Here is an 11,511-nt window from a genome sequence, read left to right as displayed (position 1 = left end):
ATCACATTTATAGATCGAGCACCAGTTTGCCGCCCGCACAACGCGATACGCAGATCATCATGGTGTCTCCGGCGGCCTTCTGCTGGGCATTTAGTACCGAGTCGCGGTGCTCGGGTATGCCCGCGAGCACCGCGGTCTCACAGGATCCGCAGGTGCCTTCCTCACACGACGATGTCACGAACGCGCCCGCCTCCTCGGCGGCGGCCAGAATGGAGACGCCGGGCTCGACCGTGAGGGTGACTCCGGTTTGAGCTAGTTCGACCTTGCATTCGCGGTCCACGACGCCCGGCTCTGCCGGGCGTGCCGAGAAGCGTTCGACCCTTAAGTCACACGTGGCCTCATCGGCGCACTGCCGTTCGGCGGCCGCCAGGAGCGGCTCCGGCCCGCAGCAGTACATCTTCGTCCCCGGAGGTGCGGAAGTCACGAAGCCCGCCAGGTCGAGCAAGCCAAATTGATCCTCGGGGCAGACGAGCACCTTGTCGCCGTACTCAGATACCAGTTCATCCACGAACGCCATCGACGAGGCGCGGCGGCCGCCGTAGAGCAGCCTCCATGGACTACCTGCCTGCTCCGCGGCGGCCACCATCGCGCGGATCGGAGTGATGCCGATACCGCCGGCAACGAAGAGGTAGTTTGGCGCCGGCTCGAGCGCGAAATGATTGCGCGGACCCCGCACTCGGACCTTCGATGCGGCCTCGAGTGAGTCGAAGATCCACCGCGACCCGCCCCGCCCGTCGTGCTCGCGCAGCACCGCGATCTCCCAGCTGGAGGACCCTGAGCTGGCGCTGCACGTCAACGAATACTGCCGCACCATGCCGCAATCGAGCACCAGATCGATGTGTGCGCCTGGTTGCCAGTCCGGCATGTCGGTACCGTCCGGCCTTGCGAGTCGGAGGATGACGACGTCCTCAGCCTCGTCGCGGCGCTCGGTGACCACAGCGTCGAATTCCGGTTCCGCATGACTGTGTTCGTTCATCAACCCGGCCGACCTTCCCGGAACGTCGGCGCACCGACGTCGTCGACCGCCGGCTTCGTATTCCGCTGTCCGATGGATGCCTTAATGTCCGCGAGCCCGCGCAGAAACTCCGGCCGGCGCGTTGACCATTCCTGCTGGACCGCTTCGGCCTCCAGCGCGCTGTCGTGATCGGCTACCAGCGGTGCTCGGCGCAGCCAGCCCACTAGCCGTCGCACGTATTCGGCGTCCATGTCTCCCAGGCCGCCGGCGAGCCCTACGGCGGTGTCAACCACCTTCGCGCGTTCAACGACGTCGGCTACCAGTCCGACCCGGTATGCGTGGTCGGCGTCCCACGTCTGGCCGAGCAGCAACGCCAGGGTGGCCTGTTGATGGCCGACCGCCCGCGACAGCAGCCAACCGTGGCCTCCCCCGGGAAAGATGCGCAGTTCAGCGAACCGGCACACGAACCGGGCCGTTTCCGCCGCGACACGTACGTCACAGGCCAAAGCCAGGTTGAATCCGGCACCCACTGCCGCTCCGTTGATTGCCCCGATTGTGACTAGCGGAGAGTTCAATATGCGCAGAAAGCCGCCGTAAACTCCGCGGATGAGGCCAAAGTCGCCTTCGGCGGCCTGTTCCAGCGTGGCGAGTTCGGCTCCGGCGCAGAAGGTTTGGCCCGCACCGGTGACCACTAACGCTCGGATCGCCGGATCGGCTTCCAGATCATCCATTGCAAGCGTGATCTCGCTCACCATCGCAGCTGACAGGACGTTTCGCCGATCGGGATCGTCCAAAGTGAGGACCGACACCGGGCCATGACGATCAACGGTGACCGACGCGGCCATCACGGCACCCCGGAAACGTCGACGCTCATCGCGTCCTGGGCAAGCCACGCCCACAGGTCGGGCGCGGCCAACGCATCGGTAGCCAGCCGACCTGCCCAGTAGTGCTCGGCGCCGAACTCCTCCCGCCATGTCCACAGACCTAAGGTGTGACGATGCAGCTCATGCTCACGGGCTGTTCCTAGCGCACCGTGCAGCTGATGTGCGAAGCCCGCCACTTCGGTGGCCGCCTTCGCGGTCTGGATCTTGGCCGTTGGCAGTCGCGGATCGTCGCGCAGCTGCGCTGCGTGCGAGACCCCGCGCACCGCATCGGTGACGGCGGCCTGCGCGGCCGTGACGGCTCCTGCCAGTGCGGCGACAGTTTGCTGAACAGCCTGAAACGCGGATAGCGGCCTACCGAACTGCTTGCGCGTCGAGATGTGTTCAACGGTCAGTTCTTTAACCCTGCCTAGGGTCGACGAGATCTGCACGCTACGGGCCAAAGCGCCATAGATCAGTACCTCCTCGGCGACCTCTCCGGCCGGACGACGCAGGGGGCTCAGCGTCGTAGGTTGAACTCCGGTGAGGGTGACTCTGGCCCAGGGCGCACCGTTGAGGCTGCGCCGAGGTGTGCGCTGTACGGTATCGGCGTCCACCAAGGCAACGACGGCGTCCCCGTCGCGGTCCGAAGTGATGACGATCAGCTGGCTGGCCCAGGTGGCCCACGGTACCCAGTCCGCGTCGACATCGATGCGACCGTCGTCGTCAATCACGCCTAGGTCGGGCACGACGACGGTCAGGCCAGCACCGTGCGCGGACATGCCGGCACTGCTCCTGACGCTGTTGGTGACCAGCAGGAGATCAGCGACTGGTGACGGCCAGCCGCCGCTGGACACCGCATCGACGACTGCCATCGCGTCGGCGAGGTCACCCCCTTCGCCGCCCAGATCACCGTCGAGGCCCACACCAAGCCAGCCTCCGTCGGCGAGCGCCTGGGTCGCCGCGCGTCCAGCCGACTCGTCCCAGGTCCAGTCCGCACCCACCTGCGACTCGTGTTCGAGGGTGGAACGCACGGCCGCACCGATCTGGCCGGTCATGAGGTCACCAGCTCCCGAGCAACGATGCCTCGCAGAATCTCGTTCGTACCGCCGCGCAGCGTGCGGTCGGGACTACGCAACACAGCCTCCGCTAGCAGTCGGGCAAGCTCGTGGTCTGAGTCCAGGTCCGGCGCGACCCCCGCCGAGGCACGCACCAGCCCGATAATCTTGCCTTCGAACTGAGTACCGAGATCCTTGACGACAGCGCTTTCGACGTTGGGAGTTTCACCCCGACCAAGAGCCTTGGCTACCTCGAATGACATGGCGCGGATGCTGCGTAACTGGGCCAGCAACACCCCAAGCTCGACCAAGTCGGGGGTACCGGCACGTTCGATCAGGCAACGGAGCAGTGGCATCGTCGACAAAAACCGCTCCGGGCCACTGCGCTCCAGGGCCAGTTCTTGCATCACCTGGGCCCAGCCTCGTCCGGGGGCGCCGAGCAGCGAGTCCTCCGCGAGCACGACGTCATCGAAGGTGACCTCGTTGAAATGGTGGCCTCCGTCGAGCGTGACGATCGGTCGAATCTCGACCCCTGGACTCTTCAGGTCGATCAGAAACTGCGAAAGCCCCGCATGCCGGTTATCACGGTCGACGGGCGCCGTGCGCGCGAGCACTAAAGCATAGTGAGCGACATGGGCGAGACTGGTCCACACCTTCGCGCCGCTGAGTCGCCAACCGCCGTCGACTTGCTCGGCTCGGGTTCGGATCGAGGCGAGATCAGATCCGCTGTCGGGTTCGGACATGCCGATGGAGAAGTACCGTTCGCCGCGCGCTATGGCCGGCAGATGCTTGGCTTGCTGTTCGGGCGTTCCATGTCGCACCAGGGCGGGCCCCACCTGGCGATCGGCAAACCAGTGGGCAGCCACCGGCGCCCCGGCGGCCAGCAATTCCTCGATGACCACGTAGCGCTGCTCGCTGGAAACCTGGGCGCCACCAAACTCGCGCGGGAACGTCATCCCGATCCAGCCGCGGACGCCCAGCGCTCGACTGAACTCTGGGCAAAAGCCCGTCATCCAAGAATCGCAGTGCCGCTCGAGCCCGCGGGCAGCCATCTCGCGACTGACGAATTCGCGCACCTCTGCGCGCAGTTCCTTCTGCCTGCTAATCGGGTGATCCCCCTTACGGAATACGGACAACTAAAGGTCATCGTAGGACGAGAAAGCGGCCATAGTCAACGTTGATGTTGACTGCCTCTGCGCGCTCGTCGGAGCACGCGATGAGGCTCATGCGGCCCGCGCCGACCGGTGGCACAGGCCGAGGGCGCGGAACACCAGACGACGGGATCGTCGCACGTGCGGCGCGGTTACTCGTTCAGCTCCGCAGGCGGCGAGAGTCCTCATTGTGACCCCGGCAAGATCCTATGGCGACGGGCCTTGCGGATTTCTAGATAGTGAGCGCCCTCAAGGCGAGCACCACGAGGCAGAGCAGCAAAATAGCCCCCGATGCCTGCACATCGTAAAACTTTCGCCGAAGATGTGAGGCAACAGCTAGAGCGAAGTACAGCGTTATGCCGACGCCTGCCGCGATCCCGATCGGCCACCAGAACAGACCCAGCATGATGGCCGCTGCACCTGCGAGTTCGCACGATGCGAGCAGCCAGATGTAGCGTTCGGGAAAGCCGACTTTCACTATGGTGGCGGTCTGTTCAGGGTTGTGACTGAGCTTTCCGTATGCGGAAAACACGAGCAGTGCGGCCAGTACAGCGCTGAGAACACAGGTCGCGATAAACATCGCCGATGAACCATCACCCTTCGTATGTTGCGTGACGGACTAGGCGCGGCCAAGGTTCGCCGTTAGCGATAGTGCCACCTCCACGGGCGTACCGTCAACATCATTGTTGATTGCCGCGGTGCGGCGATACGCCACGAGGCTCGGGAGTGGCAAGGTCGTAAGTGAGCTCGCCGAGCTCCTGTGCCACCGCGAGACGGGGAGATTCCTGGCCGACTTTCGCTATTCGCGTAGCGCGTCGTTTGTGACCACCGAATCCCTCAGCTCGCCTGACGATTCACCTCGAGACGTGCGGCAGTGGTCCGAAGACCTCGGGGCCGCGATCTGTGTCGAGGGTGACAAGCCCGCTCGATTCGAGTGGCTTCTGGCCGCCCGGCCACTGTGGCCGCGCACTGGTTCGGCCGATCGCCGGATCGGCCTTGCCCTGTTGCTTTTTGGCACCACGATTGATGCGCACCGCCTAGCGCTGCTGGCAGTACTCGACGAAGTTGCCGAAGCACACCAGACCACGGTCGCCGCAGCATCCTGGCGTGGTTGCTCGCCCAAGATCACGTCACCGCACCAATCGCGAGCGCACGCACAGTCCCAACTCGACGGGATACTCCCGGCGGCGGATCTGGTCTTAAACGCGGAGGAGGTCACGCCCCTCGGCGCCGCCAACACCGAGAGTCCACAAGCAGTAGCGCCGCTCTACCGGGGCGATTTCCTGCCCCAAGGCCGTGCACGTGGCCGCACCCGGACCGCCAACATCGCGGCTTCCCTATTCACCCTGTTCACGCGCGTGATCAACGTAAGTGTTGACTGACATGAGGGCGGGCCTCTACGCTGCTGTTGGGAGAGCGAACCAACCGACACCATGACGGTCGTCACAATTACGGGAGGACGCTTCGTGACCATCGACGACGCAACCCTCGAGGAAATCTCAGCCGTCCGCTGGGCGCGCCGGATCACCGATTACTTCGCGATTTCCGATCTTTGGGAATTTGCATCGTTCGGCGACTATCTGAGCCGCGACGTCGAATTTCGATTCGCCAACAACGCGCCCATCGAGGGACTTGAAGCAATGCTGGAATTCGCGGCGCAGCACAAAAACGCAGTCAAGAGTGTGCAACACACCCTCAATTCGTTTTACACAGACCTTGATCAGCGCACCGTCGTCGTCGAACTGCGCGTGCGGTACATACAGCTCGACAACACAACCAGCGAATACCCGGCCGCTGTGGTCCTGACCTTCAACACTGACGACCTCATCGAGGGCTACCACGTCTATGTCGACCTCTCTGGGCTGCGTTGAGTCATCGTTGCGCAAAGCCCAATGTTCGTCGCGCACCCACGCCGCGGCGTACAGCGCTAGAGCGCGGCCGGTCGAAGTTATGGACACCAGTCATCGCACCAAGCAAGCGTGCACACAGGGAGTCACGATGACCACCATCCAGCCCGGTATCTCACCGGCCGAGGCCGACAGGGAACCCGCACTCGACGAGATCGCCGCGCGCGTGCTGTGGCTGTCGACGGCGATCGTCCATCACGCCAACCACGTCCGACTGAACCCGAGCGGGCTGAAAGTCGGTGGCCACCAGGCCTCGTGCGCATCGATGGTCTCGCTCATGACCTCGCTGTACTTCGAACAGCTACAGTCCGGCGACCGCGTGTCGGTCAAGCCGCACGCCTCACCGGTGCTGCACGCGATCAACTACCTGCTCGGCACGCTCGACGAGCCCTACCTGACGACTCTGCGCGAGTTCGGCGGCCTGCAGAGCTATCCGAGTCGGTCCAAGGACCCCGACCCGGTGGACTACTCGACCGGGTCCGTGGGGATCGGCGCCACAGCACCCATTTGGGGAGCGATCGCGCGCCGCTACGTCGACGCCGCTTTCGGCAGTACCGGGTCAGGCCGCCAATACTCGCTGGTCGGTGACGCTGAACTCGACGAGGGCGCGATCTGGGAAGCGATTCTCGATCCGGCCGTTCAGGAGCTAGGCGAGATCGTCTGGATCATCGACATGAACCGACAATCCCTTGACCGGGTCGTGCCCAACATCGCCGCCGAGCGATTGGAGTCCATGTTCGCCGCTGCGGGATGGCAGGTCATTCCCGTCAGATTCGGCCGGTTGCTCGAAGAGCTGTTCGGCCGTCCGGGCGGATCGGCGCTGCGACGCAGGATCGTGCAGATGCCCAATCCCGAGTACCAGCGGTTGCTGCGCTGCACGGCCGATGAGCTGCGCGAGCGGTTGCCCGCCCAGCAGCCGGACGCCGACGCCATCAGCGAACTGATAACCCAACTCGACGACGCCACCCTGATCAAAGCCATCAGCAATCTGGGCGGCCACGACCTGAACACGCTGCGGTCGGCGTTCGCGCAGATCGACGACTCCCGGCCGTCGGTCATCATCGCCTACACCATCAAGGGCTACGGGCTGCCAACCCAAGGACACCCCCAAAACCATTCCTCGCTGCTGTCAGTCGAACAATTCCAGCAGCTGGCAGAGACCCTGGGCAATGACCCCGACCAACCGTGGCAGCGTTTTGGCGCCCAGTCCCCGGCCGGTGAACTGTGCGCAGCCGCCGCGGAGCGTCTGCACCGCATGGCGCCGACGATTGCGGTGCCGCCACCAGTGCCAACCGAAATCGGGCGCACTCCACTGGCTACCAGCACCACGCAGGCAGCGCTGGGCCGAACGCTGCTCGACCTGAGCCGCGAGGCGCCCGAGGTGGCCGAGCGCGTGGTAACCGTGAGCCCGGACGTCAGCTCGAGCACTAACCTCGCAGGCTGGCTCAACAAGGTTGGCATTTGGTCACCCGACGAACGCCGTAACTGGTTCGACGATGACCGCGAGACGATCCTGCATTGGCGCGAAAGACCGACCGGCCAACACATGGAGCTCGGTATCGCCGAAACCAATCTGGTCGGACTGCTCGGCGAGCTTGGCGCCACCTGGAGTCGGTGGAGCCAACCCTTATTCCCCATCGGCGTGCTTTACGACCCCTTCGTCGAGCGGGCGCTGGAGCCTTGGTCCTACGGCATCTATGCCGGTGGCCAGTCCATTCTGGTTGGCACCCCGTCGGGGGTCACCCTCGCCGCCGAGGGGGGTGCGCATCAGTCGATCAAGACTCCCTCGATCGGGCTTGAGCAACCCGGTTGCATCAGTTACGAACCCGCATTCGCCGTCGAAGTCGAATGGACGTTGCTGCACTGCATCTCGCGACTGGGGCGCCCCGATGGCGAGTCGTCCTACTTGCGGCTGTCCACCCGGCCCGTACGCCAAGACCTCGCCGAGCTGCCCACCGATCCTGCAGCTCGGGAGCGCCGTCGCCGCCAGGTCATCGCCGGCGGGTACACGCTGCGTCCATGCGCGGACCCCGCGGTTTGCATCGTGGCCATCGGCGCGATGGTCACTGAAGCTATCGAAGCGGCAGATCGGCTTGCAGAGATGCAGGTCGCCGCCGAGGTCGTCTGCATCACCAGTCCTGGATTACTATTCGAATCCCTTCAGGCTCGCCAAGGCCTGGGCGACGGCCCCTCCTGGATCCTCGACCAGATCTTCCCGGTGCAACGTGCCGCGCCGATGGTCACCGTCCTCGATGGACACCCGCACACCCTGGCGTTCCTCGCCGGAATCAACCGTGTCCCGTTGAAGTCGTTGGGCGTCAGCCGATTCGGACAGGTCGGCGACCTGAACGCGGTGTATCGCTATCACGGGATCGACGCCGACTCCATCGTGCGCGCCGCGCTTGATCTCGCCGAGTGATGAGGAAGCCATGACCGACGCGGAATTCACAGTAACCCTGCCCTCCCTCGGCGAAGACGTCACCGAGGCCACCATCACGCGCTGGCTCGTCGAACCGGGCGACACGGTGGACGCCGAAACGCCATTGCTGGAAGTCGCCACCGACAAGGTAGACACCGAGATCCCCTCGCCGCACGCCGGCACCGTCGCCGCCATCCTCGTCGCAGAAAACGACGTAGTGGAAGTCGGTGCGGCCCTTGCCACCATCACCACAGCTCCCGCCTCGCAGCCGGACCAAGAGCCCGAACCCGTGACGGCTGAGCACAAACCCGTGACGGTTGAAACTACTGCGGCCCCATCCGCCAGTACGGCCTTCGGTAGACCGACCGACACCGACACCCACACCGACGCTCCGTCCATCTCGGTAGCCACGGCGCAGCCCGCGGCTGCGGCCCCACCCGCGGTGACGAACGGCGCCGATACCTCAGTTGAAAAGCTTCCCAAGATCCGTCAGACGATCGCCCGACGCATGATGGAGTCACTACACGGTGCTGCGCAACTCACCACCGTTGTTGAAGCCGACGTAACTAGCATCAGCATGCTGCGCACCGCGCACAAAGCGGAATTCCAAAAGGCGACCGGCACCAAACTGTCGTTTCTGCCCTTCTTCGCCAAGGCAACCGTTGAAGCCTTGGCCGAACACCCTGTCCTCAGCGCCTCGGTCAATACCGAATGCACCGAAATTACCTATCACCACAGCGTAAATCTCGGAATCGCTGTGGACGGTCCCAAAGGATTGATCGTCCCGGTCATCCGCCATGCCGACCGGTTGAGCATCGCGGAATTGGCCGCCGGCATTGCCGAGGTGGCAGACCACGTACGCGCCGGAACGATAAGTCCCGACGCACTGACCGGTGGCACCTTTACCATCACCAACACGGGCAGCCGAGGAGCCTTATTCGATACGCCGATTCTGAACCGACCGGAATCTGCAATCCTGGGTACCGGCTCCGTGGTCGAGAGAGTGGTTCCCCTGCGGGACCCCGACGGTGCAGTCGGATTCAGCGTGCGCTCCGTTATGTATCTCTCCATCACCTACGACCACCGCGTCGTCGACGGCGCCGACGCGGCTCGGTTCCTCACCACCGTTCGACAACGGCTCGAAACAGGGTTCACGGAAAAAGAGTTGCTCCACGGGTCCCATCGCCCCGACGTTCCGGCAACCTCTGGCAGCGCGTAACCCATTCGCATCACGCACCCGGTTGGAGGTGGCTTCACGGCTCGAATGGCGCGACACCCCTGCCGGAGTGGTCCCGACGACTCGACGCCGCCGAAAGTCCGCTGACCGGGAGATCGAAGATCACACGCATCCGTGAGGCGGAACTAGTCGAGTTCGCTTGGCGGTGAGAATCATTCGGTACTGGCGATCACTGGAGCATTCTGCAATTGAGGTGCGATATTCCTATCGCTTTCGGTTGAACGCGATCAGATATCCCTATTCTCAAACTCCGCGACTGTCGCTCTGGCTTCTCGTTTCGGGATTCTTGAGTCTAACGACTTGACAACGCGCACAGCTGAACTCGGCGACTGCCAAGCGTCGGCGGGGCGCTGGGATCGTTGGCCACAACCCTCGAATACACGGCACCGGCTGCGATAACGTGAAGCACAACCCCGCCCGGTAAGGAGCTGTGCCGCTCGACCTGATTCATCGATTATGGGATGAGCGGCGGGGTTAACTATCCCAAGGCCACCCGATCAGGCGCGGGCGACGATCAGCTCGATTGCCTGGAGCTTCGGGAAAGTTCTGTTCGCACAATTGGTGCGACTTTGGTGCCCAGAAGTTCGATGGCGTCAAGCACGTGGCGGTGGGGCAGGGTGCCCACGCTGAACTGCAGCAATGTGCGGTCGTGCCCAAACAGACGCTGTTGATGAATGATCTTTTCGGCGACCTGTTCTGGGCTGCCAGCGATGAGCGCACCATTGATGTCAAGTTCCTGCGCATAGTGTTCGCGACTGGGCAGCATTTGTCGTGGGGTGCCGAGGAACGCGTGCATCCCCTCGATGAACCCCGGGTAGGAGTCGTCAATCGCCTGCTTTGTCGTGGCGGCCACATAGCCGTGCGAGTTGATGCTGATCCGGGCGGATTGGGAGTGCCCGCCTGCGGCGGCGGCGGCGCGATACGCCTCGGCCAGTGGTGCGGATCGGCGGACGTCGCCGGCAATGACGGCCAGCGCCATCGGTAGACCCGCCGCGCCGGCGCGCCGAGCAGAGTCCGGGTTGCCTCCGACACCGACCCAGACGGGCAGCCGATGCTGCACGGGCCGTGGAAAGACCGGCTGGTCATGAAGAGCCGGCCGGAACTTGCCCGACCAAGACACGGCATCGTTGTCGCGCAGGCGCAGCAACAGGTCAAGCTTCTCGCTGAATAACTGTGCGTAGTCCTCGAGGCGGTAGCCGAACAACGGGAACGATTCCGTGAAAGCTCCGCGCCCGGCCATGATCTCGGCGCGACCACCGGACACCAGATCGAGGGTGGCGAATTCCTGGAAGACCTGCACCGGATCGGCCGACCCGAGGACCGTAGTAGCGCTGGTGAGTCGGATGTGGCTGGTACGCGCGGCTGCCGCGGCAAGAACGATTGCCGGCGACGATACCGCAAATTCCTTGCGATGGTGCTCGCCGAGTCCGTAGACATCCAGCCCGACCTGGTCAGCAATTTCGATCTCTTCGATGATCTCGCGGACGCGCTCAGCGGCAGTGATTGTCGGTGCCGTCCCGCCGGGATACGGCACAGTCTCGGCAAACGAGTAAACTCCAAGCTCCATCTGCGCTGCCTTTCACAAAGAGTCACACGGCCGCAGTAGGTGGTTGAGGGGACCCGGCGCTAACGCGGGCCGGGATGCGCCGGATCTGGTTGGGGCGTCGAGGGTCATGCGACCCTCGATACCAGGGTTACTGCCTCCTGCCAGTCTATCAACGTGATTGTTGACATATCGTGGTGCCGCGCCGGGTCGCGGTCAGTGATGTCACCTGCTCGAATCTGGAATTCGCCGGCGCCAATCACCCAGTCGGCCGGTGTAATGGCATCGAGGGCGGCCAGTCACATGAGGTTAAGGTTTAGCGACAACACGTACCCGCCGATGCCGGCGTGGACCTCTGCCTGTCTCGCGGGCGTCTGAGCC

10 protein-coding genes are annotated in these 11,511 nt (G+C 64.0%); 4 read left to right on the top strand and 6 right to left on the bottom strand.

All coding sequences use genetic code 11. The features are described 5' to 3' along the window. Nucleotides 1-7: 7 nt before the first annotated feature. The 5 genes from ACQY5A_RS08360 to ACQY5A_RS08340 all read right to left on the bottom strand — a co-directional run bounded on the left by ACQY5A_RS08360 (nucleotide 8) and on the right by ACQY5A_RS08340 (nucleotide 4,604). The gene (locus ACQY5A_RS08360) at nucleotides 8-976 is read right to left on the bottom strand and encodes a PDR/VanB family oxidoreductase (RefSeq protein WP_428339897.1); all 969 of its coding nucleotides are present in this window, start codon (nucleotides 974-976) and stop codon (nucleotides 8-10) included. Then, on the bottom strand, nucleotides 976-1,800 hold the full coding sequence (locus ACQY5A_RS08355) for an enoyl-CoA hydratase-related protein (protein ID WP_428339896.1): 825 nt from the start codon (nucleotides 1,798-1,800) through the stop codon (nucleotides 976-978). The genes ACQY5A_RS08360 and ACQY5A_RS08355 overlap by 1 nt, the downstream gene beginning before the upstream one ends. Continuing rightward, nucleotides 1,800-2,873 (bottom strand): acyl-CoA dehydrogenase family protein, encoded by a 1,074-nt coding sequence (locus tag ACQY5A_RS08350; RefSeq protein ID WP_428339895.1) that lies wholly within the window; start codon nucleotides 2,871-2,873, stop codon nucleotides 1,800-1,802. The genes ACQY5A_RS08355 and ACQY5A_RS08350 overlap by 1 nt, the downstream gene beginning before the upstream one ends. Continuing rightward, nucleotides 2,870-4,009, bottom strand: a complete 1,140-nt coding sequence (locus ACQY5A_RS08345; protein WP_428339894.1) for an acyl-CoA dehydrogenase family protein — start codon at nucleotides 4,007-4,009, stop codon at nucleotides 2,870-2,872. The genes ACQY5A_RS08350 and ACQY5A_RS08345 overlap by 4 nt, the downstream gene beginning before the upstream one ends. Nucleotides 4,010-4,256: 247 nt before the next feature. Beyond that, nucleotides 4,257-4,604, bottom strand: a complete 348-nt coding sequence (locus ACQY5A_RS08340) for a DoxX family protein (protein ID WP_428339893.1) — start codon at nucleotides 4,602-4,604, stop codon at nucleotides 4,257-4,259. A gap of 241 nt (nucleotides 4,605-4,845) precedes the next feature. Between ACQY5A_RS08340 and ACQY5A_RS08335 the strand changes: the two genes are divergently transcribed. The 4 genes from ACQY5A_RS08335 to ACQY5A_RS08320 all read left to right on the top strand — a co-directional run bounded on the left by ACQY5A_RS08335 (nucleotide 4,846) and on the right by ACQY5A_RS08320 (nucleotide 9,569). Further along, on the top strand, nucleotides 4,846-5,406 hold the full coding sequence (locus ACQY5A_RS08335) for a hypothetical protein (RefSeq protein ID WP_428339892.1): 561 nt from the start codon (nucleotides 4,846-4,848) through the stop codon (nucleotides 5,404-5,406). Between the two features lie 84 nt (nucleotides 5,407-5,490). After that, on the top strand, nucleotides 5,491-5,895 hold the full coding sequence (locus ACQY5A_RS08330; protein ID WP_428339891.1) for a nuclear transport factor 2 family protein: 405 nt from the start codon (nucleotides 5,491-5,493) through the stop codon (nucleotides 5,893-5,895). Nucleotides 5,896-6,022: 127 nt separating this feature from the next. Then, nucleotides 6,023-8,350, top strand: coding sequence for a transketolase-like TK C-terminal-containing protein (locus ACQY5A_RS08325; protein ID WP_428339890.1), 2,328 nt, complete (start codon nucleotides 6,023-6,025; stop codon nucleotides 8,348-8,350). 10 nt (nucleotides 8,351-8,360) lie between these two features. Further along, the gene (locus ACQY5A_RS08320) at nucleotides 8,361-9,569 is read left to right on the top strand and encodes a dihydrolipoamide acetyltransferase family protein (protein WP_428339889.1); all 1,209 of its coding nucleotides are present in this window, start codon (nucleotides 8,361-8,363) and stop codon (nucleotides 9,567-9,569) included. Nucleotides 9,570-10,101: 532 nt separating this feature from the next. On the opposite strand, the gene ACQY5A_RS08315 is transcribed toward ACQY5A_RS08320, so the two are convergent. Next, complete coding sequence (locus ACQY5A_RS08315; RefSeq protein ID WP_428339888.1) at nucleotides 10,102-11,154, bottom strand: LLM class flavin-dependent oxidoreductase; 1,053 nt, start codon at nucleotides 11,152-11,154, stop codon at nucleotides 10,102-10,104. Nucleotides 11,155-11,511 lie beyond the last annotated feature (357 nt).

Source organism: Mycobacterium sp., assembly GCF_965277065.1.
GTDB lineage: Bacteria > Actinomycetota > Actinomycetes > Mycobacteriales > Mycobacteriaceae > Mycobacterium.
Note: the sequence above shows the minus strand (reverse complement) of the source record. Positions and strands in the feature narration are given on the sequence as shown.

Bases quoted from the DNA above. Each gene is read 5' to 3' on its own strand.
- ACQY5A_RS08360 (WP_428339897.1), bottom strand. From the start codon at position 976: ATGAACGAACACAGTCATGCGGAACCGGAATTCGACGCTGTGGTCACC.
- ACQY5A_RS08355 (WP_428339896.1), bottom strand. From the start codon at position 1,800: ATGGCCGCGTCGGTCACCGTTGATCGTCATGGCCCGGTGTCGGTCCTC.
- ACQY5A_RS08350 (WP_428339895.1), bottom strand. From the start codon at position 2,873: ATGACCGGCCAGATCGGTGCGGCCGTGCGTTCCACCCTCGAACACGAG.
- ACQY5A_RS08340 (WP_428339893.1), bottom strand. From the start codon at position 4,604: ATGTTTATCGCGACCTGTGTTCTCAGCGCTGTACTGGCCGCACTGCTC.
- ACQY5A_RS08325 (WP_428339890.1), top strand. From the start codon at position 6,023: ATGACCACCATCCAGCCCGGTATCTCACCGGCCGAGGCCGACAGGGAA.
- ACQY5A_RS08320 (WP_428339889.1), top strand. From the start codon at position 8,361: ATGACCGACGCGGAATTCACAGTAACCCTGCCCTCCCTCGGCGAAGAC.
- ACQY5A_RS08315 (WP_428339888.1), bottom strand. From the start codon at position 11,154: ATGGAGCTTGGAGTTTACTCGTTTGCCGAGACTGTGCCGTATCCCGGC.